Annotated in this window: 29 protein-coding genes; 21 read left to right on the top strand and 8 right to left on the bottom strand. The window is 65.4% G+C overall.

The genetic code is table 11. From position 1 onward, the window contains the following. Positions 1-4: 4 nt before the first annotated feature. From trbE to WC585_RS15180, 11 genes are read left to right on the top strand one after another with little or no spacing between them, the layout of a single operon-like run. Positions 5-2,428: a conjugal transfer protein TrbE gene (trbE, locus tag WC585_RS15230; protein WP_035306084.1), complete on the top strand. Its 2,424-nt coding sequence runs from the start codon at positions 5-7 to the stop codon at positions 2,426-2,428. Further along, positions 2,379-3,128, top strand: coding sequence for a conjugal transfer protein TrbJ (locus WC585_RS15225; protein WP_035306149.1), 750 nt, complete (start codon positions 2,379-2,381; stop codon positions 3,126-3,128). The genes trbE and WC585_RS15225 overlap by 50 nt, the downstream gene beginning before the upstream one ends. A gap of 11 nt (positions 3,129-3,139) precedes the next feature. After that, positions 3,140-4,549, top strand: a complete 1,410-nt coding sequence (trbL, locus tag WC585_RS15220; RefSeq protein ID WP_184279840.1) for a P-type conjugative transfer protein TrbL — start codon at positions 3,140-3,142, stop codon at positions 4,547-4,549. A gap of 2 nt (positions 4,550-4,551) precedes the next feature. Beyond that, complete coding sequence (gene trbF / locus WC585_RS15215) at positions 4,552-5,235, top strand: conjugal transfer protein TrbF (protein ID WP_035306087.1); 684 nt, start codon at positions 4,552-4,554, stop codon at positions 5,233-5,235. Further along, a complete protein-coding gene (locus tag WC585_RS15210) occupies positions 5,214-6,242 on the top strand; it encodes a TrbG/VirB9 family P-type conjugative transfer protein (protein ID WP_035306088.1) in 1,029 nt (342 codons plus the stop codon). Before trbF ends, WC585_RS15210 begins: the two co-directional genes overlap by 22 nt. After that, positions 6,239-7,456, top strand: coding sequence for a TrbI/VirB10 family protein (locus tag WC585_RS15205; protein WP_373258759.1), 1,218 nt, complete (start codon positions 6,239-6,241; stop codon positions 7,454-7,456). The genes WC585_RS15210 and WC585_RS15205 overlap by 4 nt, the downstream gene beginning before the upstream one ends. Then, complete coding sequence (locus WC585_RS15200) at positions 7,453-7,968, top strand: S26 family signal peptidase (RefSeq protein WP_081836092.1); 516 nt, start codon at positions 7,453-7,455, stop codon at positions 7,966-7,968. The genes WC585_RS15205 and WC585_RS15200 overlap by 4 nt, the downstream gene beginning before the upstream one ends. An 8-nt stretch (positions 7,969-7,976) precedes the next feature. Beyond that, positions 7,977-8,567, top strand: coding sequence for a lytic transglycosylase domain-containing protein (locus WC585_RS15195; RefSeq protein ID WP_260394843.1), 591 nt, complete (start codon positions 7,977-7,979; stop codon positions 8,565-8,567). Next, complete coding sequence (locus WC585_RS15190) at positions 8,564-8,845, top strand: hypothetical protein (RefSeq protein ID WP_035306093.1); 282 nt, start codon at positions 8,564-8,566, stop codon at positions 8,843-8,845. The genes WC585_RS15195 and WC585_RS15190 overlap by 4 nt, the downstream gene beginning before the upstream one ends. Next, positions 8,838-9,044: a hypothetical protein gene (locus WC585_RS15185; protein ID WP_035306095.1), complete on the top strand. Its 207-nt coding sequence runs from the start codon at positions 8,838-8,840 to the stop codon at positions 9,042-9,044. The genes WC585_RS15190 and WC585_RS15185 overlap by 8 nt, the downstream gene beginning before the upstream one ends. Beyond that, positions 9,032-9,436 (top strand): AlpA family transcriptional regulator, encoded by a 405-nt coding sequence (locus WC585_RS15180; RefSeq protein WP_081836093.1) that lies wholly within the window; start codon positions 9,032-9,034, stop codon positions 9,434-9,436. The genes WC585_RS15185 and WC585_RS15180 overlap by 13 nt, the downstream gene beginning before the upstream one ends. 17 nt (positions 9,437-9,453) lie before the next feature. Here WC585_RS15180 and WC585_RS15175 read toward each other — a convergent pair whose 3' ends face one another. The 3 genes from WC585_RS15175 to WC585_RS15165 form a co-directional block, all read right to left on the bottom strand. Beyond that, entirely contained in the window at positions 9,454-9,699 is a 246-nt protein-coding gene (locus WC585_RS15175; RefSeq protein ID WP_035306098.1) for a hypothetical protein, read from the bottom strand. Positions 9,700-9,780: 81 nt separating this feature from the next. Next, on the bottom strand, positions 9,781-10,353 hold the full coding sequence (locus tag WC585_RS15170) for a hypothetical protein (RefSeq protein ID WP_035306100.1): 573 nt from the start codon (positions 10,351-10,353) through the stop codon (positions 9,781-9,783). A 118-nt stretch (positions 10,354-10,471) separates the two neighbouring features. After that, on the bottom strand, positions 10,472-10,912 hold the full coding sequence (locus WC585_RS15165; protein ID WP_373258757.1) for a thermonuclease family protein: 441 nt from the start codon (positions 10,910-10,912) through the stop codon (positions 10,472-10,474). A gap of 235 nt (positions 10,913-11,147) precedes the next feature. Here WC585_RS15165 and WC585_RS15160 point away from each other — a divergent pair, with 235 nt between their 5' ends. The 7 genes from WC585_RS15160 to WC585_RS15130 all read left to right on the top strand — a co-directional run bounded on the left by WC585_RS15160 (position 11,148) and on the right by WC585_RS15130 (position 19,379). Continuing rightward, complete coding sequence (locus tag WC585_RS15160; RefSeq protein ID WP_373258755.1) at positions 11,148-13,856, top strand: TrlF family AAA-like ATPase; 2,709 nt, start codon at positions 11,148-11,150, stop codon at positions 13,854-13,856. Beyond that, complete coding sequence (locus WC585_RS15155) at positions 13,801-14,064, top strand: hypothetical protein (RefSeq protein ID WP_373258754.1); 264 nt, start codon at positions 13,801-13,803, stop codon at positions 14,062-14,064. Before WC585_RS15160 ends, WC585_RS15155 begins: the two co-directional genes overlap by 56 nt. Before the next feature lie 129 nt (positions 14,065-14,193). Beyond that, positions 14,194-14,883 carry an HNH endonuclease signature motif containing protein gene (locus WC585_RS15150; RefSeq protein ID WP_197019703.1) on the top strand — a complete coding sequence of 230 codons (690 nt, stop codon included), beginning with the start codon at positions 14,194-14,196 and terminating at the stop codon, positions 14,881-14,883. Between the two features lie 168 nt (positions 14,884-15,051). Then, positions 15,052-16,302 carry a DUF6035 family protein gene (locus WC585_RS15145; protein ID WP_035306109.1) on the top strand — a complete coding sequence of 417 codons (1,251 nt, stop codon included), beginning with the start codon at positions 15,052-15,054 and terminating at the stop codon, positions 16,300-16,302. 260 nt (positions 16,303-16,562) lie between these two features. Further along, the gene (locus WC585_RS15140; RefSeq protein ID WP_035306160.1) at positions 16,563-17,027 is read left to right on the top strand and encodes a hypothetical protein; all 465 of its coding nucleotides are present in this window, start codon (positions 16,563-16,565) and stop codon (positions 17,025-17,027) included. Next, positions 17,027-18,286, top strand: coding sequence for an XRE family transcriptional regulator (locus WC585_RS15135; RefSeq protein ID WP_035306112.1), 1,260 nt, complete (start codon positions 17,027-17,029; stop codon positions 18,284-18,286). The genes WC585_RS15140 and WC585_RS15135 overlap by 1 nt, the downstream gene beginning before the upstream one ends. A gap of 7 nt (positions 18,287-18,293) precedes the next feature. Further along, positions 18,294-19,379 carry a beta family protein gene (locus WC585_RS15130; RefSeq protein ID WP_035306113.1) on the top strand — a complete coding sequence of 362 codons (1,086 nt, stop codon included), beginning with the start codon at positions 18,294-18,296 and terminating at the stop codon, positions 19,377-19,379. Here the strand turns inward: WC585_RS15130 and WC585_RS15125 are convergent. Then, positions 19,336-19,977: a sce7726 family protein gene (locus WC585_RS15125; RefSeq protein ID WP_146756758.1), complete on the bottom strand. Its 642-nt coding sequence runs from the start codon at positions 19,975-19,977 to the stop codon at positions 19,336-19,338. The genes WC585_RS15130 and WC585_RS15125 overlap by 44 nt on opposite strands. A gap of 13 nt (positions 19,978-19,990) precedes the next feature. On the opposite strand from WC585_RS15125, the gene WC585_RS15120 reads away from it, so the two are divergent. Genes WC585_RS15120 through WC585_RS15110 form a run of 3 tightly spaced genes read left to right on the top strand, consistent with a single transcriptional unit; the run spans position 19,991 to position 22,390 of the window. Then, positions 19,991-20,689, top strand: coding sequence for a hypothetical protein (locus WC585_RS15120; protein ID WP_197019704.1), 699 nt, complete (start codon positions 19,991-19,993; stop codon positions 20,687-20,689). Beyond that, positions 20,686-21,453 (top strand): hypothetical protein, encoded by a 768-nt coding sequence (locus WC585_RS15115; protein ID WP_035306114.1) that lies wholly within the window; start codon positions 20,686-20,688, stop codon positions 21,451-21,453. The genes WC585_RS15120 and WC585_RS15115 overlap by 4 nt, the downstream gene beginning before the upstream one ends. Before the next feature lie 7 nt (positions 21,454-21,460). Beyond that, positions 21,461-22,390 carry a hypothetical protein gene (locus tag WC585_RS15110; protein WP_373258753.1) on the top strand — a complete coding sequence of 310 codons (930 nt, stop codon included), beginning with the start codon at positions 21,461-21,463 and terminating at the stop codon, positions 22,388-22,390. Positions 22,391-22,575: 185 nt separating this feature from the next. On the opposite strand, the gene WC585_RS15105 is transcribed toward WC585_RS15110, so the two are convergent. Genes WC585_RS15105 through WC585_RS15090 form a run of 4 tightly spaced genes read right to left on the bottom strand, consistent with a single transcriptional unit; the run spans position 22,576 to position 26,379 of the window. Beyond that, positions 22,576-23,952 carry a hypothetical protein gene (locus WC585_RS15105; RefSeq protein ID WP_146756759.1) on the bottom strand — a complete coding sequence of 459 codons (1,377 nt, stop codon included), beginning with the start codon at positions 23,950-23,952 and terminating at the stop codon, positions 22,576-22,578. Positions 23,953-23,955: 3 nt separating this feature from the next. Next, the gene (locus tag WC585_RS15100; RefSeq protein ID WP_184279839.1) at positions 23,956-24,807 is read right to left on the bottom strand and encodes a hypothetical protein; all 852 of its coding nucleotides are present in this window, start codon (positions 24,805-24,807) and stop codon (positions 23,956-23,958) included. After that, entirely contained in the window at positions 24,804-26,051 is a 1,248-nt protein-coding gene (locus tag WC585_RS15095) for a type II toxin-antitoxin system HipA family toxin (protein ID WP_035306116.1), read from the bottom strand. The genes WC585_RS15100 and WC585_RS15095 overlap by 4 nt, the downstream gene beginning before the upstream one ends. Then, positions 26,044-26,379, bottom strand: a complete 336-nt coding sequence (locus tag WC585_RS15090) for a helix-turn-helix domain-containing protein (RefSeq protein WP_035306118.1) — start codon at positions 26,377-26,379, stop codon at positions 26,044-26,046. The genes WC585_RS15095 and WC585_RS15090 overlap by 8 nt, the downstream gene beginning before the upstream one ends. Between the last annotated feature and the right edge of the window lie 74 nt (positions 26,380-26,453).

Below are 26,453 nucleotides of genomic sequence, written 5' to 3'. Positions count from 1 at the left end.
GCCGATGCGCTTTCTCGAAGAACATCGCAGACGCCCGGCGGCCTTGGCCGACCACCTGCCCTGGGCCGCCTTGGTCGCGCCGGGCGTGGTCCTCAACAAGGACGGCTCGTTCACGACGGCTTTTCGGTTCCGGGGACCGGACCTGGAATCCTCGACCGAAGACGAGCTGATGGCCGTCCGGGCGCGTCTGAACAATGCGCTCAAGCGGCTCGGGACGGGCTGGTGCCTGCATATGGAGGCGCGCCGCCGCGAGGCCGCCCCCTATCCGGAGAGCGCGTTCGACCTGGATGTCGCCTGGCTTCTCGACGAGGAACGTCGGAGCCGCTTCGAGGCCGGCGACCCGGCCTTCGAGACGGATTTTCGTCTGGCCCTGACCTGGCTGCCGCCGGCCGACGAGACGCGGAGAATGGAGCGCTGGCTGTTCGACGGCCTGGCCAAGGGCGGCGCGGACTGGCGCCAGGCCGTGGCGGTCTTCACCCGCGAGGCGGCGACCACGCTCGACCTCCTGTCGGACGCCCTTCCCGAGATCGACCCGCTAGACGACACCGACCTGCTGACCTGGTTGCACGACTGCGTGTCGCCCAGGACCTTCCCGGTCGCCGCGCCGGATTCGCCGATGTATCTGGACGCCTGGCTGGCGGACGCCGACCTCTCGGGCGGGATCGCCCCACGCCTCGGCGATCGCTGGCTCAAGGTCGTGTCCGTGCGGGGTTTGCCATCGGTCACCCGGCCCGGGTTGCTCGACGCGCTGGGCGCCCTTCCTTTTCCCTACCGTTGGACGGCCCGCTGGATCGGTCTCGACAAGCCGGAGGCCGAGCGCGAGATCGTCAAGCTGAGGAAGCGCTGGTTCGCCAAACGCAAGGGTGTCGGTGTTCTCCTGCGTGAAGCCATCACCAAGGAGGAGGTGCCGCTCCTCGATACCGACGCGGCCTCCAAGACCGAGGAGTGCGATGGGGCGCTCGCTGCCCTGGGGGCCGAGGCCTGCGCTTTCGGCTATCTCACCCTCACGGTAACGGTGCTGGATGCGACGGAAGAGGGCGCTGCCGCCAAGGCGCGAGCCGTCGAGGCGGCCTTGAACGCCCAAGGTTTGCTGGCCCGGATTGAGGATTTGAACGCCGTTGAGGCCTGGCTTGGCTCACTGCCCGGCGAGCCCTATGCTGACGTCCGCCGGCCGCTCGTCTCGACGCTGAACCTGGCCGATCTGCTGCCGGTATCGGCGGTCTGGGCCGGCCCGTCCGTGGACCTCAATCTGGACGGCCCACCGCTGGCGACGGCCCGGACGACGGGATCCACACCTTTCCGGCTGGTGCTCCACGTTGGCGATGTCGGCCACGCCATGGTCGTCGGACCCACGGGCTCGGGCAAGAGCGCGCTTCTGTCCTTCCTGGCCCTGCAGTGGTTCCGCTACCCCGAAGCGCGGGTGGTGTTCTTCGACAAGGGCCGATCGGCGCGGGCCGCGACACTCGCTGCCGGCGGTTGCTGGCGTGCACTGGAGCCCGGCGCGCGGTTCTCGCTGCAGCCTCTGGCGCGCATCGACCAGGAGATCGAACGGGCCTGGGCGTCGGAATGGATCGCAGAGACCGTCCGGCTCGCGGGGCTGGAGCCTGTTCCAAGGATTCGTGAAGAGATCTGGGCGGCGCTCGCGGCCCTGGCCGACGCCCCCGTGCCGCAGCGCACTCTGACCGTCTTCTGCGCCCTGGTTCAGGACAAGGCCGTCGCTGCGGCGCTGGAGCCCCTGACACTCAAAGGTCCGCACGGCGCCCTGCTCGACGGAGAGGGCGAGGCGCTCGTTCCGAGCCGCTTCGACACCTTCGAGCTCGAAAGCCTGATGACCACGCCCTCGGCCGTGGCTCCGGTTCTAGCGGCGCTCTTCCATCATCTCGAACGCAGCTTCGACGGTCGGCCCACGCTGCTGGTGCTCGACGAGGCCTGGCTCTTCCTCGGCGAGACCGCCTTTGCCGCCAAGATCAGGGAGTGGCTGAAGACCCTGCGCAAGAAGCGGGTCGCCGTCGTGTTCGCGACTCAGAGCCTGGACGACGTGGCCGCCTCGCCGATCGCCTCCAGCCTGATCGAGAGCTGCCCGACCCAGGTCTTCCTGCCCAACCCCCGCGCGCTCGAACCCTCGTCGGCACGGCTCTACCAGGCCTTCGGCCTGAACCGCCGCCAGCTCGAGCTGATCGCCTTCGCCACGCCCAAGCGGGCATATTACTGGCGCCAGCCGCGCGGCCGACGCCTGTTCGACCTGCGCCTGACCGGCGTGGCCCTAGCCTTGTGCGGGGCCAGCGCACCGGAAGACCAGACCCTCATCGACGACATTCTCGCCGCCTCCGGAGGGGCCGGATTCGCGCGGGAATTTCTCACAGCCAAGGGAGTGCACAATGTTGATGCTGTTTTCGACGCCTTCGCCCGACCGCTCGCGGCCGAATAGGCCGGCCCAGATCCTGGCCGCCGGCCTCATCGCGGTCAGCCTGCTGGCGACCGCGACCCCGGCGCCTGCACAACAGGTCGTCTTCGACCCCCGCAACCACATCGAAAACGCGCTTCAGGCGGCGCGTCAGCTGGAGAGCCTGGCCAATGAGGCCAAGAGCCTTGCGGCCTCGCCTTACAGCCACCTGACCGGCAACAGCCAGGCGTTGCGCGACATGGCCGAACTGGCCCGCACGGCGCGCGGAATCGCCAGCTCGGTCGGCGGCCTGGAGCAACAGTTCCAGAGCCTCTATCCCGATGACCTGTCCGGTTCGGACATGCTGCGCCTTCTGGAGCAGGGTCAGGCCCGCACCGCGAACGCCCGGCGCACGGCCGAGGATGTTGCGCGCACGGCCGCCGAACTCGAACGTTTGGGACAGGGACGCAATCAGCGGCTGACCGGCGCCCTCTCGGCCAGCGAGGCCGCCGCAGGCCAGACCGCCGCGATCCAGTCCTCCAACCAGATGCTGGCTGTCCTGGCCGAGGATCTGGCGGCGCTGCGCACCATCATGCTGGCCCAGTCCCGGCTTCTGGCCGAGGCGACGGCGCGCGACGCCGCAACCCAGGCCTCGGGGGACGAGGCCCGTCGCCGCCGCTGGGCGGGCTCGGCCGGAACGCCCGCCGCACCGGCCTTCGATCCCCTGTCGCACGCGCGGGACTGAGGAGCGGAACGATGTCGGTCGGAGTGGAAACCCCCAATGAGCTGATGGTGGTGTTCTCAAACACCATTTCGGCTGGGTTCGACGCCCTGCAGGGCGCGGTCAACGGCGTCTTCGGGCTCCTGATCGTCCTGGTCGTCGCCCTGACCGGTATCCAGTGGGCGATGTCGTCCAATCGCGAAGTCCTGGCCTCCGGCTTTGGAAAGGTGCTGCTGATCGGAGCCTTCGCCTGGCTGATCAATGACTGGCAACAGCTGTCGGAGACGATCTACGCCGGCTTCATTGAGCTTGGTCTGACGGCCGGCGGCGGTTCGCTCAGCCGGGCCGACTTTCTCAATCCCGGGGCCATCCTGGCCCAGGGCTGGGAGATCGTGAAGGCGCTCGGCGAGACGCCTGCGCCCGTCGACAATCCGCTCGACGTGGTCGGCAACATGGCCGACGCCCTGATCCTGGGCTTGGCCATGATCGGCATCATGCTGGCCTTTGCCGTGCTGGCGCTGCAGATCATCGTGGCCCTGCTCGAGTTCAAGATCGTCACTCTGGGCGGGTTCATCCTCCTGCCCTTCGGCATCTGGAACAAGTCCGCCTTTCTCGCGGAGCGGCCTCTCGGATACGTCGTGTCGTCGGGCCTCAAGGTGCTCGCCCTGGCCATCGTGATCTCCGGGGCCCGGACCGTCTTCGACCAGCTCCAGCCCTCGGCCAATCCCGACATCTACGAGGCGTTGAGCATCCTCGTCGCCTCGATCCTTCTGGCCATGCTGGCGATGTTCATCCCTAATCTGGCCTCGGCCCTGGTCACGGGCGGGCCGGCCCTGGGCGCCGGCTCCGCCATCACGGCCGGGATCGCCGTCGGCGGCAGCGCCGCTTTGGCCGGAGCCGGGATCGCGGGTGCGGGCACGGCCGTCGCAGGCGGCGCGGCGAAGATGTCTGGCCCGGCCCGGGCTGCGGCCGGCGCTGGAGGCGGCCGACCCCCGACCCCGCCAATGTCGCCTCCGCCCTCGACGCCTCCCAAACCCTCCAATGACAATCCCTCGCCGTCCGGTCCGCGTCGGCCGTCGGGCGGGGCGATGTCCGCCGCACCCTCGTCTTCCCTTGGCGGCGTGTCTGAGCCCGCCGTGGCTTGGCAGCCTCGCCAGGCATCGGGTTCGGCTTCGGGCGAAGCCACAGGGTCCGGCGGCGCGGCCAACGATGGCGGCGGGGCGCGTTCCGGTCGGCCGGCCGGGAAGGTCGCGGCGGAGGCTCAGGCCGCCAATTCCGATTTTCACCGGGCCGCCGCCGGATCGACCGCGTCAGGCGGATCGAGACCGCCTGCCCGCGCCCAGGCCCTGCAGGCCTTCTTCGTCGCCAACGCCGGGCGGGGGTTGATGCCCGCCGGTGAGACCAGCGGCGTCCTGTCTCCCAACTTGAGAACCGAGGAGTCCTGACCATGCACCCCTTCTTTCGTCCCAAACGCGCCCTGGCCTCGGCGCCCGAGACTACCCCCTATCAGCGCGCCGGCCAGGTCTGGGACGACCGCATGGGCCTGTCCCTGGCGCATGCCCGCAACTGGCGCCGTATCGCCGTGGCCAACCTCGTCCTCGCCGGCTTCCTCGGGGCGGGCTGGTGGGTGCAGGCCGACCGGGCCGTGGTCAAACCCTTCGTCGTCGAGGTCTCCGATCTGGGACAGACCCAGAGGATCACGGCGATCGGCGGCCGCTACGAGCCGACCGAGGCCCAGATCGGCCACGCGCTGGCCGGCTGGGTGCGCGATGTCCGCTCCAAATCCATCGACCCCATCGTCATCCGTCAGAATTGGCTTCGGGCTTACGACCTGATGACGCCCAAGGCGGCAAGCTTCCTCAACGCCTGGGCCCAGACCCACGACCCGTTCGCCGAGGTCGGGCACGAAGCTGTCAACGTCGAGGTGCTCAACGTCGTGCGGCGCACCGAGCGGACCTACGATCTTCAATGGCGCGAGACTCGCTTCGTCAACGGCCAGCAGGCCGGCGTCGAGCGCTGGCGCGCCCTGATCACCACAACGACCCAGCCGCCCCGCACCGAGGCCGAGCTGATGAAGAACCCCCTTGGACTGAAAATCGAGGACGTATCATGGACCCCCGACGCCTCCTGATCCTGGCCGGCCTGGGCCTCACCCTGTCCGGCTGCGCCGTATTCGGCCGAACGACCATGCCGCCGACGGTTGCGCCCCTGCCCGTCGTCACGGCCGAGGCTGCCGTCATCGCCGAAGCCGAAGCCCTGCCGCAATCGACGGTGCCGGTCGATGAGGCGCTGGTCGCCGATGCGACCCCGGCGCCCGCCGTTCCCGTCGGCACGCCCTATGAGGCGCAGCCGACGGCCGTGGCGCCGGCGACGGGGATGACCGGCCGCCGCGCCATCGTCGCCGCCAATCTGGACGCCCGGGCCCCGTCCCGTTCAGACGCCTTCGTCGGCGGGGTCCAGGTTTTCGCCTGGTCTCCGGGTCGGGTGTTCGAGGTCTGGACCGCGCCTCTGCGGGTCACCACCCTGACCCTGGCGGCCGGCGAGACCCTGGTCTCCAAGGCGGCCGGCGACACCGTCCGCTGGCAGATCGGGGAGACCACGTCCGGGGAGGGCGCAGGTCAGCGAACCCACGTCCTCCTCAAGCCACTGCAACGAAGACTTGAGACCAACCTTGTCCTGACCACCAACCGGCGGGTCTATTTCATCGACCTGAAGAGCGGTGACGCCTCAGGGTTCAATGCCGCGATCGCGTGGGACACCGAGGCGATGGATCCCCCGACCAGGGCGCCGATCGCCGAGGCGGCAGAGATCCGCGTGTCGGACCCGGTGGCGATGCCGGAGGGACCGATCGACGCCCGTTACCGGATAGAGCCGCAAGGGCGCCGTGCACGGTGGACGCCGGCTTCGGTCTTCAACGACGGGCAGCGCACCTTCATCACCTTCAATCCCGATCTTCAGATCGACGAGGCGCCGGCCCTGTTCGTGATCGCCGCCGACGGCGAGAGCCAGATGGTCAACTACCGCCAGGCCGGGGGTCTGTTCATCGTCGATCGCGTCTTTGATCGCGCCGAGCTCAGGCTCGGCGATCGTCGCCCCCAGATCGTTCGTATCCGCCGCCTCCAGGGAGCCGCCCGATGACCTCGTTCCAGGATAGCCCCCACAATCCCGACGACGTCGCTTCCTCGGCAGCGTCAGGCGTCGGCCCTGAGGTCAGACCCGACCTGGCCAGCGCGGCGAAGGCGCCGCCGCCCGGCCTGTCGATGCGGGCGCCGCGGCCGCCGGTCACCCGGCTGCGTAAGTCGGTCGTCCAGACGATCGTGATCGGCGGCGTGATCCTCGTCTCCGGCTCCCTGGCCTGGGCCTTCGTCGTCCAACCGGAACTGCGCGACAGCGCCCGGCTCCGCGCCGTCGAAGGCCGGGAGGACCAGGCCCGGGGCTCCGTTCGGCCCTCCGAAGCGGTCACCGATCAGCCGGCGACCTATGACCGGCTGCCCGAGCCCCGCGTTGGGACCGAGCCCGAGACGGCTGAGCCTGGTGTTCCGCCACCGCCGCCCGCGCCGGGCCGGTATAGCGCCGGTTATGCGCCATCGCGGACGACCCGGGCGACCGGGCCAAGTCCGGGCGAACAGGCGGCGCGATCGGACTTGTTCTTCGAGGGGCAATCGACCGGGGCCGGTCCTGCCGCGCGTGCCGGGACGGCTCCAGCGACGGCCGGCGCTCGTGCGGACGCTGCGGACGTCGGCGCCACCTATAATGGCCACACCCTCACGGCGCCGCTGTCACCCTATGAGCTGAAGGCCGGCGCGATCATTCCTGCGGTCCTGTTGACCGGGGTGGACACCGCGCGCGCCGGGCCGGTCGTCGCGACGGTGTCGCAGAATGTCTATGACACCGTCAGCGGCCGCCATCTCGTCCTGCCCCAAGGGACCCGGCTTATCGGCCGTCATGAGGGCGAAAGCGCCTATGGCGACCGGAGGGCCTTCCTGACCTGGGACCGGCTGATCCTGCCCAACGGCAAGAGCTTGGTGCTGACCGGTGAGCCCGGCGTTGATGCGCAAGGCGCCGTGGGCGTGAGCGGCCATGTCGATCGGCGGCTATTCCCCTTGCTGGTCGGAACCCTGTTCGCCGGCGCGATCACCACCCTCGGCCAAATCGCCCGTGACGGAGATGGCGAGGGTTCGGGCGGCCTGCTCGGCGACGCCGGGGACGCCGCCGCCATCGAGGGCTCCCAGGTCGGGGAGCGGCTCGTGGACCGGGAGCTGGACGTCCGGCCGTCGATCCGTCTGCGCGCCGGCGCTGCGGTCCGCGTGATGATCACCCGCGACCTGATCCTGGAGCCGTACCGGCCATGACCTGGACCCCGCTCGATACTGGAAACCGCTGGGCCGTGCTCGGCGTCACCGTCTTCTTCCTCACCCTGGGCGCCCTGATCGCCGACCAGACGCCAGCCCTCGCTTTGGTCAACGAGAGCCCCAGCGTACCGCGTGGCCTGTATCTGCGACATCCAGGCGGCGCGCCGGAGAGGGGCGCGATGGTCGCTCTGCCCCAACCCCCCATCGCCCGGCGCTACCTGGGCGCGCTCGGCATGCCGGACGAGGTCCTTTTGATCAAACGGGTCGCGGCCGTCGGCGGCGATCCCGTCTGCCGGCAGGGAACTGCGGTTCGAATGCCTGGCCGCGTGGCTCACGTTCTGGATCGTGATCGGCGCGGCGCGGCTCTGCCCGGCTGGACCGGCTGCCGTCGGCTCGCGCCGGACGAGCTCTTCCTGCTCGGCGACACGGCGGGAAGTTTCGACAGTCGCTATTTTGGCCCCGTCCGGACCCGAGACCTGGAGGGGGTGTTTCGGGAGACCCTGACATGGTGAGACCCTTTTTGGCCGCTCTGGCCCTGGCGCTCGCAGCGGGCAATGCATCCGCTCAAGCGGTCGACTGGCGCAACGCCGGCGGCGATCTGTTCGGCCGTCCCGCCGCGCAGCCTGTGTCGGACGGGGCCGGCGTCGATGACCTCACGCCCCGACTTCCGCCCCTTTCACAGCCGTTCATGGACGCGATCGCCGTCGCCGCGGAGCGCCACGGCATCGACCCCAAGATGCTTCATGCCCTGGTGATCGTGGAATCCGCATACCGGGTCGATGCCGTGTCTCCGGTCGGGGCCGGCGGCCTGACGCAGTTGATGCCGGGAACGGCGGCGGATCTCGCGGTAAGAGACCGGTTCGATCCGATCGAGAACCTCAACGGCGGAGCGGATTATCTGGCCCGGCAGCTGCTCCGCTTCGGGGACGTCCGGCTTGCGTTCGCGGCGTATAATTCTGGGCCGGATCGTGTCGCCAGACTTGGGCGCATACCGAACATTGCGGAGACGCAAGCCTATGTCGCCGCAGCCGTTGACTGCTACCTCGCGCTCTCGGCCGGGAGGGGCGCCCGCAATTCCCGGCAGTGCCGGGTGCCGGAGACTGATCGATGATACCCGCCACAGAACCGGTGGCGGCGGTGACTGACGCGGCCGATGAGGATCTGCTGACCCGCAAGGAAGCGTCCGCCTTCCTGATCCAGTTCGGCATCCGCATGAAACCCGAGACCCTCGCTCGGCTGTGGTCCACCGGAGGCAACGGCCCTCCCTGTCTCCACGTTCGGCACAGGCCCTACTATCCGCGTGGCGTGCTTCGCGCTTGGGCGTTGGATCAGGTCAGCGACCTTCGCGCGTCTGCCCCGCCCGCGGCCAGGGGTCGGCGTCATGGCTGAGGCGGGATTGGAAGGGTTTAGAACGGAGTGGGCGCCCAGCGTCGCGGACCTGCTGGTCGACCCGGCGGTCAGCTTCGCCCTGAAGGACGTTCTTCGCACCTGGGAGGTTCGAGATCCGGTCGATGCGGCGCGGGACGCCCGGTTGCTGGCCGAGGTTCTGGAGCGCCGGGCGGACGAGGCGGTGTCATGGACAGTGTGAGCGAGCCGCCTCCGTTCGACGCGTTGGAAGACCGGATTCTCCCCTGGTCGCAGGTGAAGGTGATCTGCGGTCTGAGCCGGACGACGGTCTGGCGCATGCAGAAGACCGGAGATTTCCCGGCCTGCGTCCAGGTCTCGCAAAACCGAGTCGGATGGTGGCAGAGCGAGCTGCTGGCGTGGCGACGGGCGAGGACACCGAGGCGTCTGCCGGAGCCCCGGGCCATAGTGGAGAGGCCGGAGCCGGTTAGACCGCCAGTCAGGAGAACCCTGGAAGAGCCGCCTAGAAGACCGGCGCCTGAGGCTGCGACCGGTTCGGATCAGCCCGTCAGGAGCCGTCGGAAACGGAAATCTGGTGTTCCGGAAAACCAGGCTGCGTTCGACTTCGGAGGCTAGCGGGCGGACCGGGTCGATTAGACCCGCTTGAAACGGACGCGGTCGGCGCCGGCGATCAGGAAGGCGTCGAAGCCGGCGTCGCCCCAGGCCTTGCGCTGAACGTGGGTCGTGGCCGGGTCGGTTGTGTTCGCCCACCACTGCGGCAGGCCCGCGCTCTTGGGTAGCATATAGCCGATCTTGCGCTCCATCTCGGCGAAGGAGAGCTCGAGTTCATCGGTCTTCTGCTTGCGAAGATAATCCCGGAGCGGATCGTATTTGGCCATGGCGGTCTTTCATAGCTCAACGCGCCATAGAGGGGGCGGCGGGAAGGTGCCAGGCCTGAGTGCCCACCGCAGGCGCTTGGGTCAGTCCGGCGTGTCCGAACTCTGCAACCTTGCGAGCAGCGGCGAAAGCATTTTGAGCGTGTATTCGCGAACCCGATGAGCGTCCGCAGGCTGCTGCTCGTTGAGGTCCCCGATGTGCGCCAGCGCCATGCGCACAAAGGACATGCAGACGATCGCGCGCCGTTCCGGGACGGTCAGCGCCCGGAGCGGCCGCATCAGCCCCTCGATCACCGCGTCGGTACGCAGGTCGAGCTCGGCAAGTCCTTCGGCTGAGCGGATGTCGGGCCGCCAGGCTTGTCGCGCGTCGAGCTTGCCCTGATGGCTCCACTCCAGGCTGGCCAGGCCGTCCTCTTCAACCTGATCGGCGAGCGTCCGCAAAAGGCTGGCCGCCTCGAACCGCCGATCCCGGCTGCTGCTCTTATAGGTCACTCCGCTCATGGCGGCCGCGACGAAGGCCTCGGCGATGTCCCAGCCGGTCTCGGCGCGGGGCTGATCCAGGGCGGCTGAGTCGAACTCCCTGAGTTTGAAAAAGGCGCTCAGAGCAAGATCGTAAACCTGCGCCTTGTACTTCATACGCTCCGGAATGCCGCTCATAACGCTTCTGCTCCAACGATCTGCCGTCGACGCCTTTAGCGATTACCGCGACGGTCTTGTCGAGCCTTTGGGGTTCATGGGGAAGGGCGGCGCGCCTTGGCCTCCGACGACCGGCTGGTTAGTTACCGCCCTCGGGGGCGCGTCTCGCGCGGAGCAGATCTCCGATAGAGCGGCCACCGACACGGCAGACGGCGATGACGCGGTCGTGTACGATGACGCGGCCGCTCCTGCCGCGGCGTGCGTCGCAGACCACATTCTGTCCGAACGCGACCTGTCGCAGAAGCGACTGGGATAGCCGTCCGTCAGGCGAGTGGAGTTCGGGCGCGTCGAAATCCGCCAGCCGCACTTCGATCCAGCTATTGGGATCTCTGGAGCTGCCGACGCACAAACTGTCCCCGTCGCCGACATAGCGCACCGATCCCGTGAACGGCTGACCCGGCTGGGAGGGGAGCCGCCCCTCGCAAGGATCGGCCGATGCGGGTGTCGCCATAGCAGCCAGGAACAGGGCGCATAGCGCGAGAGCCGGGAGGCTGAGGAGGGGGCGGTACGTGTTGGGCATGAGCCTCGACAGGGTTGTGACAGACGGCGAAACAGCTGTCGCTGCTGAGCGATCTTTTCGGCTCGCACAAGTTCAGGAACAGAAGTCGCCCGAGTAGGGATGCAAGGTCATTGCACGCGAATTGATGATCGTTACACGATAGGGTGGCGTAAAAAAGCGGGACGGGGGAAGCATGATTAGTCGAGGTTCTGAGTGGCGCCGTTGGGAGCCTCACATCCATGCGCCCGGGACCGTGATGAACAATCAGTTCACCGGCCCCACGGCGTGGGAGGATTATCTATCCGCGCTTGAAAGGGCCACGCCGCTCATCGAGGCGATCGCCGTCACCGACTATTATGTCACCGACACCTATGAGCGGGTGTTGCAGCACAAGGCCGACGGGCGATTGCCGAAGGCGACGCTGATATTTCCCAATGTCGAGCTGAGACTGGATGTGGCGACCGCGAAGGGCGGATTCGTAAATCTGCATCTGTTCGTCAGCCCCGAGGACCCGGACCATATCGCCGAACTGCAGCGCCTTCTATCCCGGCTGCACTTCACCGTGCAGCAGGATCGCTACGACTGCACCCGCGCCGACCTGATACGCCTGGGCAAGAAGGCCGACCCGAACATAACCGACGACGGCGCCGCGCTCTCCTACGGGGCGAACCAGTTCAAGGTCAATTTCCGGCAACTGCGCGAGGTGTTCGGCGAGAGCGGATGGGCCAAGAAGAACGTCCTGATCGCCGTCGCCGGCGGCGCCACCGATGGCACATCGGGCGTGAGGGAGGCCGCCGACCAGACCATTCGTCGCGAGATCGAGGGATTTGCCGACATCATATTCGCCAGCAGCCAGGCGCAGCGGGAGTTCTGGCTCGGTCAAAAGGATCTCGACGCCCAGGCGATCCGCGCCCGATATGGCGGTTTGAAGCCCTGCCTTCATGGCAGTGACGCGCACAGGCTCGAAGACGTCGCCACGCCGTTCGGCGACCGATTCTCATGGGTCAAGGGCGGGCTGGAATTCGACACGCTGCGACAGGCCTGCATCGACCCCCGGGGCCGGGCCCATGTCGGCGCCGAGCCGCCGAAGTCCGCAACGCCGTCCCAGGTTATTTCCGAGATTGAAATACTCGACGCGCCTTGGCTCCAGACGTCGACCATCCCTCTGAACTCCGGCCTGGTGGCCATTATTGGCGCGCGGGGATCGGGCAAGACGGCCCTGGCGGACATGATCGCGGCGGGCTGCGATTCCATATCGGACGAGGCCTGGGCCGCCGATGAATGGGCGAACCCCTCGTTCCTGGTGCGCGCCCGGCCTCTTATCGGCCAGGCCAAGGTGAAGGTCAGTTGGGCGGCGGGCGCTCCAGGCACGCGGTCGTTGGATGGGGCCGATGCCAACGGCCCGCTGAGCTATCCTCGGGCGCGATACCTGTCCCAGCAGTTCGTCGAGGAACTGTGCTCATCCAGCGGCCTGACCGACGGACTCCTCCGCGAGATCGAGAGAGTGATCTTCGAGGCCCATCCCGATCATGATCGTGACGGTGCGTTGGACTTCGCCGAACTGCTGGAACATCGCGCTTCACGCCATCGTCTGGCGCGCGATCGTGAGGCCGAGGCCGTCTCCCAGATCTCGGAGCGGATCGGCACTGAACTCGAGAAGGAAAAGCTGGTCGCCAGCTATGAGGCCATGGTCGCGCAGAAGCGGCAACTGGTCGACGCCTATACCGCCGACCGCGCCAAGCTTGTTTCGGCGGGCAGCGAAAAGAGGGCTCAGCGTCACACCGAGCTGGCTGGCGCGGCCAACGAGGTCAGGACCAAGTTGCGGCGGTTCACAAACCAGCGGCAGACCTTCCTGGCCCTTCAGGATGAGGTGAGGGACCTTCGGCGCAACCAGGCGCCGGAGACACTGCGGCAAACCCAGGCCAGACATACGCACAGTGGAATGTCGAACGACCAGTGGGCCGCTTTCATTCTGGATTATACCGGGAAGGTCGATGACGACCTGAACGACTACGTCAAATGGGTTGATGGCAAGATCGCGGGGCTGAAGGGCGCTGCACCGCCAGCCGGTGATGCGAACACGGCGTTCTTTGCTGATGAGACAGACCTGACGACGCTGTCGCAGGCGGTCCTGGAAGCCGAGATGGGGCGGCTGGAAAAACTGGTCAGCTCCGACAAGGAAACGCAGCGGCAATACACGGCGCTGTCGGGCCGGATCGCGACCGAGACTGCGGCGATGCAGACCCTCGCGGCCAAACTTCAAGACAGCCAAGGCGCCAAGGATCGTGCCCGGGATCTGCAGGCCGAACGCGAAGAGGCCTATGGCCGGGCTTTCGACGCCCTCATCGCCGAACAAACCGTTCTGGAGGAATTGTACGGGCCCTTGATGGCGCGTCTGGCGGCGGCCTCCGGGACGTTGAAGAAGCTGTCCTTCTCTGTCGCGCGGGTCGCCGACGTGGCCCAGTGGGCGGGGCAGGCCGAGGAGGGTTTGATCGATCTCCGCAAGGGCGGGGCGTTCCGAGGCAAGGGCACCTTGCTTCAGAAGGCCAACGAGGTCCTCAAGCGGGCTTGGGAGACAGGGTCGTCAGCTGAGGTGGTGTCGGCGATGGCGGAGTTTCGTCGGCTTTATCAGAAGGAACTGCTCGACCACTCGCCGGTCGCCCACACCGAGCAGCTGGAGTTTCGGGCCTGGTCGAAACGCTTCGCTCAATGGCTGTTCAGCACTGGTCATATCGAGATCCACTACGGCATCGAATATGATGGCGTGGATATCCGCAAGCTGTCTCCCGGAACCCGCGGCATCGTCCTGTTGCTGCTCTATCTGGCGTTGGACGATGGGCGATGGCCGCCCGCTGATCATCGACCAGCCGGAGGAGAACCTCGACCCGAAATCCGTCTTCGAAGAGTTGGTGGGTCTGTTCATCGAAGCCAAATCGAACCGCCAGGTGATCATGGTGACGCATAACGCCAACCTTGTGATCAACACTGACGCCGATCAGATCATCATCGCTGAGTCAGGGCCGCATCCGCACGGTGCCTTGCCGCCGATCACCTATCAGTCCGGTGGCCTGGAGAACGCTGACATCAGAAAAGCGGTTTGCGACATCTTGGAAGGTGGGGAAGGCGCCTTCCAGGAACGAGCCCGCAGATTGAGAGTCAGGCTGGAGCGATGAGGTGCTGAATAGGCTAAGTTCGGTCGAGCCGTTTGCTGGCGCGCGTCGCGCGAGATGAGGCCGTCGGAAACGACGATCAAAAGGCTCTTCGCGACGTCGGGGAATCTCTGCGCCTTTCCAAGGTGCGACTTGCCCATCGTCGAAGCCGTGGGGACGATCACCGGCGAAATCTGCCATATCCGGGCGCGAAATGAGGGCGGCCCCCGCTTCGACGTCACCCAGAGCGAGGACGAACGGCAGGGCTTCGAAAACCTGGTTCTGCTATGCCGTCGACACCATAAAATGGTGGATGCCGAACCCGATGTCTATTCCGTAGAGGCGCTCGAGGAGATCAAGCGGATCCGAGAAGGTGATATGGGACGGCCCGAACAGGCTACCGATGCTTTCTATGCGAAGATCCTCCTCGGCGACCTTCGGCGCATCGAGGTGACCAACAATAGTGGCAACGTCGTCATCGACAGCCCCGGCGCGATCATAGCCAAAACCGTCAATGTGAAGACCACCCGTAACACGGTAAAGATTCAGCCCGCGGCGGGCACGATCGGGGCCGATCTCAAGGCGAGCCGGTATACTCAGCACCTGATCAGCCGATACAATGAATTCGCGAGCGCCGATAAAACGCGCGACACGAAGTTCAGTTACGAGGCTATTTCCAAGAATATTGAAGCGAACTTCAGAGGCCCCTGGAGGATGCTGGCGATCGAGGACTTCGACGCCCTGTGCGTCTATCTTCAGCAGAGGATCAGCCGAACGCGCATCGCCAAGTCAAACGCGGCTAAAGGGATGAAGGCCTTCTCCAGCTTCGAGGACTATACCTAAAGGGCGAGCTGAGCGACGATGCGGCACGGCGAGACGCATTGGCGCCGATGTGACCGCACCTCTGCCGAAGGCGGACTTTAGCTTTACCAGCCGACTCACCAAGTCACGACCGATACTGGCGCACCGACTGTGTGCAATCCTTCCTGATTCGGAGTTGGCGGGACGGAAATGGCCCAGAAACCTCAGCGCATCATCGAGGTGGCGGTGATCGACAAGGTCGGTCCGATCACGGCCGAGCGGCTGATGGCGATGTCCGAGGCTGAGTGGGGCCTGCTGAGGCAACGCATTACCGACGCTCGGCGAGGACGGGATCACCGATCCATTGCCGCCTGTCTTCGTTGCGGCGGCGCCGTCTTCATCAAGGCGCGCGCCTTCCGTCAAAAACGGCTTCCCTATTTCGCCCACTTCAAGGGCGCCGTTGCCGCCTGTCCTTGGTTTACCGGCGATACCCAGGACCCCGATAGCCTGAAGGCGGGCCAGTACCACGGTCACCAGGAAAGCCCGGCGCACCGGCTGATCTGCGAGCAGATCGCCCAACTTGCCAAACAGGATCCAAGCTGCACGCGGGTGGCAGTAGACACCTATCTTGCACCTACCGCCGGCGGCCATGGCCGATACCCGGACGTACTCGTGACGTATACTAACGGCCGCACGGTCGCCTTCGAGATCCAGTTGTCCAACACCTTCCAGACGGAGATTTCCGACCGGTCACTGCATTACAGGCGCGAAGGGGTCGGTTTGATCTGGGTTCTGTTGGGGCACGAACTCCAGTCGGGCGATCTGCCGCAGTCGTTCCGTGACGTAATCCTCCGCCATCGGGACAACGCCTTCGTGCTCGATCAGGCGGCCATAGAGACGTCTCTAGCCGCTCGACGCCTGATGCTAACCTGCTTCCTGCGGAAGTCGGACGGCAGCTTCGGCGACGAGAGACAGGTCGCTGTCAATGATCTCACTTTTCCTGAAACCGGCTGGCCCTACTATGAGGATCGGGTCACGCCGAGTTTGCTGGCGCGAGGGGAGGCCGTGCGCGCGCCTTGGAAGGTGGCGCTGCAGGCCCGCACTGATTTCTCCTACTCGGAGCTCACGACGCCGGCGTTCATTGCGGCCAACAGCGATCTGTGTGCGCGCGTGCCCGGTCTGGCGCTTTGGCAGCATCAAAACCTCGATCGTTGGCAATTTGCGCACTTCATCGCGGTGATGTTCTCGACACTTCGCTACGCCGCGGGGCGTTCAAGAACTACGCTTCCCGACAGCCGAACATCCAGGCGATGCTCAACAGCAAGTTGTCGGGACACCCCCTCATGCCCTTCGCGCCGGTTCTTCAAACGGTGCTCGCCCGAACCTCGGCAGGCCCCCTGCTCGAGGGCACCGTCGGCGTGCACCTCCGAAGGGCACTCGAGTTGGGCGAGGGCAATCTAGTGCTAGAGGCGCATGCGATCTGGCCGGCGATTCACGTCTTGCTGCCAGAAGTTTTCGATGGGGCGCTGCGGCTACAGCTGGAGACTCTTGGCGCCCTTCCGGCCTGGGCGAAGTCGAGCACCGACCATCTGGCTTATTCTTACGAATGATCCCGCCGGCCGGACGCCAAGCAGGCGTCGCCAAGGCTGTTCCGCACACACCTCCGCGCACACCGTTCACCCGACTGGACAATACATGCACACAACGATATTGTTGTGTTCATGATCCCTTCCCTTATTGATCCGGGCTTTGGCGCGCCTTGGGCGGTTCTGCCTTCGGGCGTCCACGAGACGACGCTGGAGGAGGTTGCCGCCCGGTTCGCCACCACGCCACACCGACAGTGGTTGTTCGGTGGTTTTCAACGGGCGGTGGAGGCGCTCCGGCTCGCCGGATGCCGTGCCGTCTACCTCGATGGCAGCTTCACCACAGCGAAAGACCACCCCGGTGATTTCGACGGCTGCTGGGATCATGCGGGGATGGACTTTTCCTTGCTTGACCCCGTTCTCCAGAACTTCGCCGGCAAGCGCGAGGCTCAAAAAGCCAAATATCTCGGCGAGATGTTTCCGGCCTTCGCCCCGAACGGCGCGACGGGCACCTTCCTCGATTTCTTCCAGATCGAGAAACATTCGGGCCAGCCCAAAGGCATTTTGCGGCTGACGCTCGCGACCTCGAAAGGGGCGTTGTAATGATCACGAACGAAAGACAGTACCGGTCCACGTGCGCGGCGCTGGACCAGCTGAAAGCCTCGGCGGGCGCGCCGGCGGCCACCAACGTCGATCCCGCGTTCGCCGTCATCGCGCGCGGTGCGCTCCAAAGCCAAGTGGCGGAACTCGAAGCCGATGTCGCCCTTTACGAGGCCCTGAAGTCAGGAGCGCAGACGACGTTCTCGGCCGCACGCCTTGCCGATCTCCCCGAGACGCTCATCCGCGCACGGATCGCGAGAGGCATGAGCCAGAAGGATCTCGCGGATTTTCTGGGGCTGAAGGAACAACAGGTCCAGCGATACGAAGCCGAACGCTATCGATCCGCGAGCCTTGAGCGTTTGATCGAGGTCTCCGATGCGCTCGACGTGCGCATCGAGAACCGTGCGTCGCTCGCCGGGAACGGGAGCCTGGAGTCGGTCGATCCCACCGCCTGGCAGGCTTTCCCTCTGGCCGAGATGTACAAGCGCGGTTGGTTCGAAGACTTCTCCGGAACGCTGACGCAGGCGCGCAAGTCCGCCGACCACCTCGTGCCGGCCTTCCTGCGGAGTGGCTCGGCCCGATTCGTCCCTGCCGGCTTGCACCGGAAGTCTGTGCGGTCGAACGGCGCTGTGCACGAACCGGCGATCGCGGCATGGGAAGCGCGTGTGCGACAGCTGGCCGCCCGAAACCCGCCGACGGCAACCTTCGATCCCGCCTTGATCGATGATGCCTGGATCGCTGCCCTCGTCGCCCTGACCCTGGATGCCGACGGCCCACTGAAGGCCGTCGACCACCTGCGCCAGATCGGCATCGCCTTCGTTGTCGAACGGCATCTACCCGGAACCCTGCTGGACGGCGCAGCCATGGGCTCGTTCGACGGCTACGGGCTGATCGGCCTGACGCTCCGCCATGACCGGCTGGACAATTTCTGGTTCACGCTTTTGCACGAGATCGGACACCTCAAGCTCCACATCGGCCCGGAAGCCTTTGCCGCCATCTTCGACGACACGGAGAGCCCGTCGGACGAGCGCCACGAAGAGGAGGCAGACGGCTTTGCACGGAACGCGCTGCTGCCTGTGGCTCAATGGGATCTCGCGGTGTCACGGTTCTCGCGCACGGAGAAAGCAGTGCTGACTGACGCCAAACGCTTCGGCGTCGGCCCAGCGGTCATCGCCGGCCGGGTTCGTCGCGAGGCTGGCGACTACACTGTTCTCCGTTCTCTCGTCGGCGCCGGGGAAGTGCGCCGCCAATTTGGTCTTTGAGGTTCAAATGGCGATCGCCCCGACCCAGTATGTCCCCCTCCTGCGCTGGCGGATGGGCGAGTATCAGGCCCTGTTCAAACTCGCGGCCGGACTGAAGCCGGCGGTCGTTCCTCTAATCGAGGTCCTGCCGCCGGACTTCGATTTCGAGCAATGGCGGCCGAAGAAGGAGATCGACGACCACCTCGGTGGTTTCGCGGCCAAGCTGGAAAAGAAGTGGAGCGATCGTCCCGCGCTCATCGACGGCCGCCAGTTGGCCCCTGCGACCCGCATGGCGGACGGCCGGCACACGATGACGTTCCTGTTCGATGAGGCCCGCAAGCTTGGGGCCTCGTTGACGCCGGTCATCAACCTCGAGAGCGACGCTGCCTACCGGAAGGCGGTCCACGACATCGATGCTATCGACATGAACGGCGCGGTCCTGCGGTGCACGCTCGAGGAGGCGCTCGATCCAGACTTTGACGATCATGTTGATGCCTTGCTCAAAGCCTTGGCGATCGACATTGCCCAACTCGACATCGTACTGGATCTGGGGGCGCCAGCCTATTCGCCCCAAGGCCCGCTTGTGGGCGTCATACGCGCCGCCCTGAACGGCGCGAGAATGCTGTCCGCGCGTAGCGTTGTCGTTATGGCGGCGTCCTTCCCCGAGACGATGACCGAGCTCAAACTCCCGATCCAGACCGTGTCGCGCGAAGAGTGGCGGCTTTACGCAGCCTTGGTGACGGCCCAGTCGCCCCAGGAACGACGTCCGTCCTTTGGCGACTATGCGGTCGCGGCGGTTAAATTCGCCCAAGGGGATATGCGATTTATGCGGGGATCCCCGAACGTACGCTATGCGGTGTCGGACGGCGGCTGGCTGGTCGCGCGCTCCAAACGCAAGAAGGGCGAGACTAACCAGGCCTACCCCGGCCTATGCGGTCTGATCCTAAGCTCGGGTCAGTACCACGGCGCAACGTTCTCGGAAGGCAGCGCCTATATCGAGGATTGTCACGCTGGCGCCGCCAAGCGCGGCAACCCCACGGTCTGGAAGTGGGTGGCGACCAACCACCATATCACTGTGGTCTTGGACGATCTCGCCAAACTGCCCGCGCCTTGAGCGTTTCCCTGACCCGCGCGCCTAGCACGCGTCGCGGCAAGGCGGAGGCGAGAATAGGATACAGAGCATCGCGAGGTGCTCTGAGCGTGCGCTCCGGGTGCCCGAGATCGCGTAGCATTTGAACGATCTCCGGGCGCCACAGCAAGCGCGCGAGTGTCACCGGATCGATAGAGCGGTTGACCTTTTCGTCACGGATTCGCCTAAGCGCGACTTCACCGTTGGCGCACCGTCGCGCTAGCACGACCCCCCACCAGTCGGGCACGAGGAGCCGAGCCGCGTCGAGGTGACGTTCGGCCACGATGAGAGAGGCCTTATCGACGACTTCGCCATAAGCGCTGACTTGGAACGGAAGGCGGGCCAGGGTATCCGCTTCGGCCTTGATCTCTAGCCCGCGGATGTGGCCGTTGATCACGGCGATATCGATCCGGCAGGATCCGTGATCGAGACCGAGTTCATCGATCACGAGCGTATCAGCGCTGCGCATCGCGGAGCCGAGCATACGTGCATAGACTGCACGCCGTACGTCTCCATCTTTGAACAGGGTTGCCATACCCCGGCATAGCTCTCGGGAATTGCTCAGGGCAAGCGGTTTGGCCATGCCAGCAAAGTCGTTGATCGACGCGACCGAACGAACTCAGGGCGACAAGGGGCGAAAAATGCTAGTCAAGGATCAGTTGCCGCGCATCTTCCAGGCCAACCTTGCGCGACTGTTTGAGCGGGTGGTCCAGCCCGCGATGGAGGCGCTGCCGGTTCATTCGTCGCTCGAAAGCGGCGAGGCGGCGACGATGGATCAATTTCTCGTTCGCGCTGCGGCCCAGGTCGACAACTACACCGCCAATGAGGCGGCGAAGGCGTTCACGCTGATCCTCGCTGCGACCTTCGAGCGTCAACTGAGTATATGGGCGCGAGCGGTCCATCGCGATGACGCGACGGACATGCCCAAGGCGCGGGGTTTCCGGGAGCTCCTGGCGATCTGCGCCGAGCGCGCCGGGATAGACGTCGGGCACGGCGGGTTGGGTGCTGATCTGACCGAGATGTTCGTGGTCGCCAACGTCGTGCGTCATGGCGAAGGTTCGTCGTGCGAAGAACTGAAGACGATCGCGCCGGCGCTATGGGACGAGGCCGCCAACGACTATCACGATCTCCTGGCAGGGCTGCCGATTGCGAGCGAACATCTCAGAATCCGCGCGAGCGACCTCGTTTGCTATATCCGGGCGACAACGCGTTTCTGGGGCTTGGCTGACACTCTTCCGATGGCGGTGATCGATCCGCCCTATCGGTTCGCGACAACGGGCGGGGAAACAACGTGACGGACGCCGACGAATTTGACGATCAGCCGCGTTATCGCGATGTCGCTGAGATCGGCACGAGTGAGCTCCACGAAGCGCTGATGAGCTTGGCCGGCTTTGCCGCCAACCCTTACCTAGCCATGCAGGCGAGCCAGCTTTGCCTCGTCGATAATTCGCTCAACGCGCTGGAGCACGAGGTCATGCGCCACCAGTTCGATGACGAGCCGCCGCGAGGGAAGATCGCGTTGCTGGGCGCGCTCTCGCCCATGTGGATCTACGCGGCCTACGAGCTGTTGCGGACATGGCGCCAGCGCTGTGAAGACGTCATCAAGCTCGCCGAGAATTCAGGAATCGGCCTCAAGGCCGCCCATCTCGAACGAGACCTAGGATACCGCCACTACGATCGCGAGCTGCGCGCGCAGCAACTGCGTGATGCCCAGGAGCGGCCCGAACTGGTTGAGCAGATGCGCCTCGACCTGCGGCGGACGGAGATGGGCTTCACTACGCTCGAATTCATCCGCGTCGCGCTCGCCAAGCACGAGGTGAGCAAGAAGGGGAACAAGAAGCCCATTGCGTTCGCGCCGGGCCTTGCCCGCCCCAACCGCTGGTGCGGCTCGATGGAGTATGAGCTGAGCAATGGCGGCGCGATCATCAGAAACGTCACGCGCCGCGACATTGCCGAAACCATTCGGTTCATCCCCGAGGCGGAAAATCCGAGCGACGCTGATCTGGTCGGCTTCCAAGCCTATATGAACCCGCCGGATGTCGAGCCGCCGGCGGGATGACGGGGTTGTGAGCGACCAGCCGCCGCCAGAGCGACCAAAGACCAAAGCCTTCGACCTGCTCGCGTCGGTAGCCGCATTTGCGCGCGAACACTGTATCGCGCTGAACGACCCGTCATTGGTCGAACGCTTTGTCGCCGACGCAACGCCAAAGCTGGAGGAGGCGTTGGCGGACCCGACGCTAATTCATGGCTCGCGAACCGAGCGCCTGTTTGAAGCAACGGTGCTTAGCCTGGGCCACTTTCGATTGCTCAAGACCGAGGATGTTGGCCGCGTCCATGCCGCCGACACCTGCCGCGCGCCGGATTTCCGAGTGGTGCTGGACGACGGCGAGCAGTGGCTCGTCGAGGTCAAGAACGTCCGAAGCAAGGAGCCCTTCAAGCAGAAAACGCAAATGACGGCTGCGTATCTGGCCTCGCTCCAGACCTACGCGGACATGGTTGGCGCGCCGTTGAAGCTGGCGATATTCTGGTCGCTCTGGAACATCTGGACGGTCATCTCTCCGGATCGCTTCCGCCGTCCGAACGGCGGTCTCCGCGTCACGATGAAGGATGCGGTGATCGCCAACGAGTCCGGAAGGCTCGGCGAGGTGATCATCATGACCAAGGCCCCGCTGCGCCTGGTGCTCGGGGCGTCGACCGATATGCCGCGTTCGCTGAGCGCGGAGGGGCTGGCCAACTTCATCATCGGGTCGGCGAAACTCTATAGCGGCGACGTCGAGCTGACGGATCCTAGGGACCGCAAGCTTGCGGAAGTGCTTCTGCTCTACGGGGAGTGGTCCATTGAGGGGCCGCTTGCAGTCACCGACGGCGGCGAGTTCGCGGGTGTCGAGTTTGTCGCGAACCCAGAGGAATCGTCCAATCAGGGCTGGGAAGGTATAGGCTGGGCCAGCCGCATTTTTAGCCGCTACTATGCTGCGCAGACGATAGACGGTGACTAGGTCATCCAGCTCCATGGAGAGGCGGCCCCGGAATGGTTCGCGCCACTTTCGGATTGGGATTTCAAGAACAGCAAGCTGCCGCTCTTGCTGGGGCGGGTTCAGGCGCCTGGATGACCAGGTGCGCGGCGATCCGGAGCTGCCTGTCTGATTCTGCTTCGTGCGTGGGCCTCCTGAGCGCCTGCGTTCTAATCCAGTTCGTCGTCGACCGGCTGTTCCAGCGGTGGCAGCACCCAGCCGTCGGACTGTAGGAAGGTGAGAACGTCTTCGTATTTGTCGGCACGGCGCACGCGGCGAACGTGTTGGTAGAATCGATTGCGCGCGTCAGGGGTCGGCCGATCAGCGGGCGCCGCGTCGCGGAGCACGCCGAGCAGAAGCGTATCCGTTTCGGACGCATCCCAGTTCTGCCCGTTGTCGATGATGGCATCGAGGAGTTGGTCAAGCTGTTGGCCGTTGAGGCGGCCGGCGAACGGCGTGATGAGATCGCTGAAGTTCACCTCTGATCCGCGCCAGCTGCCAGAAGCCTGATACAGATCGACCGCCCGAGGCCAGAGGTCGGCGAGCGGCTGAGAGGCGATTGCGGCGACCAAATTTTCCCGATTGAGGCCGGCGATCAGCGGCAGTAGCGCGGCGCGGAATTGTGGGACAGTCACGCCTGCCAGAATGCGGTAGTCAGCGAGCGCCGCGGGGTCGGCGTTGTCGATGGTCGCTTGAAGGGCCGTCCGAGTCGGCTCCTGAAGCTGCGGCCAGAAATCCGGAAAAGCGGCGATGAACGCGATGGCGCGAGGGCGGTTCGCCGGCTCGAGGTTGTCTATGAGCCTGACGATCGCCAGCGATATATCCGGCCAGGCCTCAGCGGCGCGTTCGCGCACCGCGACCAGCGAGGGGATTATCTTGCGATGGAGCGGCTCCCATTGCGCGGGCACGCCCTTGAGAATGGATTTTGCGAGCACCGTGCCGAAGTTGCGGACGTTCTGAGCGCGGACGCGCGCCAGGTAGCGCTGGTCGACATAGTCCAGGATGCGCGCGTATTCCGTTGGAAAGCCGGGCGACTGCACGTCGATGTCGTACAGCTCGAAGATCGCTTTGCCTTGCAAGGGCTCCTGCGACAGAACAAGATCGACCGCATTGACGAGGTGAAGCCGCACCAGCTCGGGCGACGGCGCGAAGAGATCCGCCTCGGCCGAGAAGGCCGGGTGCGCGCAAAGATGTCTATCTTCGCGCAGGCGCTCCAGATGCGTTCGGGCGATGCGATTGACGACCTGAGTGTTGGCCGTTGCGTCTTCGAGGATGCCTCCCTCAAGCTGAAGCAGCTTGGGGATATCGCCTGTGACGGTCGCGTTGTCCCACGCCTGAAGAAATGCCGTGGCGGCCGCATCGCCCATAGCGCTCAGCTCGCGATACTTGGCGATCAGGTCGTAGACCAGGGCGACCCAGGCTGAGGTGAGTGCGCCACGCAGCGCGCCGGCCTTGTAGGCTTTCACCGCATCAAGAAAATACACCTTCGACTGCGGATGCCGAATTCGGGTGATGAGGATGTCGAGATCAACAAATCCAGTGTCCACGGTTCAGACCCCTCCAATTATGTGTCGGTCCCCGCCGAGCGGGATGATCCAGCCACCAGCGCGGTCCGGTCGGGCGACCGCGAGCGGTCGCGGAAAGGTCTGGCGTGTGAGCGTGCGCAGCGCCTGTGCGAGTTCGGCATGGCCAAGGGGCTCGATCAGGTTGGCGACATGCAGGCGGAGCAGCCCGATGAACGGGGCGTCCTTGTCTTGCGGATCAATGGGAACGCCCTCGTCGATGGGATCGCGAACCGACAGGTGAGCATCAGCGGGATTGGAATTGGCCACGCCCCAACGGGTGGCGACCGCGATCCGCTTTACGGTGACCTTTTGGCCTTTGACCGTCACGTCGATGCGCCCGGCTTGTGTCCAGGCGCGCGCGAGTGCTTTCGCGGGGCCTCCCGGGTCGTGACAGCTCTTGGCCTCCGCGATCGTGAGCGAGGTCAGATCGGATTTGCATGCGATCCAGTCAGGGAGGTCGCCTCGGGCGAGGCGCTTGATCCTGGCCTGCTTGCGGCGATCGAGATCGATCACTTGGTTGCCGAGATGGGCGAAAACGGAGAGGTCAAAATATCGTTCGAGATAAGCGCGGGCGACGAACCGCCCGAACAGGCCCGACAACGCGACCTTCACTTCGCGCGCCTGGCCCAGCGGCTGCCTGAAGAGGAAGGATGTGCCCGCGCCGGTCGGGGCGAGGAGAGCATCCAGGATCGACCAGGCGCCATAGGCTGCGCCCGGCGTCTGGAGCACTTCGCGGATGCCGGCGTCTTCGATGTCGGAGACGTCCAGCGCGATGGTCGCGCCCGGGAACGGGTCCAGTGATGGCGGCGTGAAGTTGTAGATGAAGGTTCGGGTCATAGCGCCAGCGCCCGCTTGAGATCATCGTGCTCGAAGGCGCTGGCCATCCGGGTAATTTCGGCGGAGCGGGCGCCGACGGCCTTGGCGGTGTCACGCCACGTCGCGGTCACGGTCGCGACCTCTTTGATGATGGCGCGGGCCTGCTGCAGCGTGAGGCCGAAGAACTCCGAAGCCGCCTCAAGCAGGTCGAGCGAGCAAGTGCCCTCATCGAGGTCGATGTTGGTCGTCAGCACACGCGCCTTGAGGTCGGTGGGCACAGGGTTGAGGTCGTAAGCGGGAGAGAGGGACCATCCCGTCTTGCCGAGCCAAAGGAAGCCATGGTTGCGCAGGTGATCATCGACATTGGAAATCAGCACGTTGAGGACGACCCGCCGATAGAGGGCATGAGCGTCGGTCTTCCCCTGAGCGCCATGTTGCGTAAGCGCGTCGACGATCTCCGGGTAGCTGCCGCGCTCGCCGTCCTTGGCGCCCATCATCGCCATGGCTGACAGGAAAGGCGTGCGGATCGGGCCGGCGCGATCGAAGCGCCGCGACAGCATCACCGCCTTGCCGGCGACCTCAATGAGTTCATGGTGAGGGGTGGTGATGCCCGCCTGGCCAGCCAGTCGGAGCGCGATCTCTTCCCACGTCTCTATGCTGTATTCGTCGGTCTCCTTCGGAAATTTGGCGATGGAGAGGTGTCCGTGCTGGTCGATGACCGACGCTTTGGGCCGGGCCCCGCCCAGGGAAGAGCCGGGGGCGAAGATGAGTTGAAGGTCCTCGTCCGTTTCCTCGTCGCGGAGGACCCGTTCGGTGATCTGGAGCAGCCGCCCGAGTTCGATCAGGGCGGGGACGCCGGCGCGGATCGGGGCCTGGAACATATCTTCGCCCGCCCAACGAAATCTGAGGGCCCCCAGGCGGGTCTCGTCGGCGACGCCGAGCAGGTAATCGCTTTCCGCAAGGGTGCGAACGGCGCGGCCTTCGCGTTCGGCAAGGCGGCGTTCGGCCCGTTGCATAAGACGTCGCCCCCATGTGTCGGGCGCTGAGTCTCCGATGGAGCCGAAAGTCGCCAGTCCGGCAGGAGGGGCGAAGGCACCGCGGGTCAGGGCAAGGGCAGGCTCTAGCGAGAACCGGTCTGGATCGGCGAGCCACGCGCCATCATATTCGAAAAGGATGGTCTCCGTGCCTCGAACGCGATTGCTCCTCGCCAGGCCGATAGGGCGCGTGCGTCCATCCAGGTCGAGATGTACCTCAAAGTCAGTCATCGCGAGATGATCCGCCTGTTCGCTTGAGATGGACGCGCTTGGGCAGTTCCGCGCTGGCCAGCGCTTGTCCGACCGGGTCGTTGCCGATGTCGGCGATCTGGCCCAGACCGTCGAGCAGGCCGAGCGCCTGAAGGACGCCAGCATAGATGCCGATGCTGACATTGGTGTCGCCAGCCTCGATCTTCTGCAGGGTCGAACGGGACGTGAAGGCGCGCTCCGCGACGACGGCCATTGGCAGCCGCCGACGCCGACGGGCGTCGTGGATGTCCGCGCCGAGCTTTCGCATGACGCGCCGCACGGCGGCGGGAGGCGTATGTGGTGTAGGCATTTGACACCTTCGCACTACGGATTGGCCTAATATGTAGTACGAAGCTTACAATTTATCTACCCCTCGCAGAGAGC

Origin of the sequence: Brevundimonas sp. (assembly GCF_041648055.1) — a bacterium.
Lineage (GTDB): Bacteria > Pseudomonadota > Alphaproteobacteria > Caulobacterales > Caulobacteraceae > Brevundimonas.
Note: the sequence above shows the minus strand (reverse complement) of the source record. Positions and strands in the feature narration are given on the sequence as shown.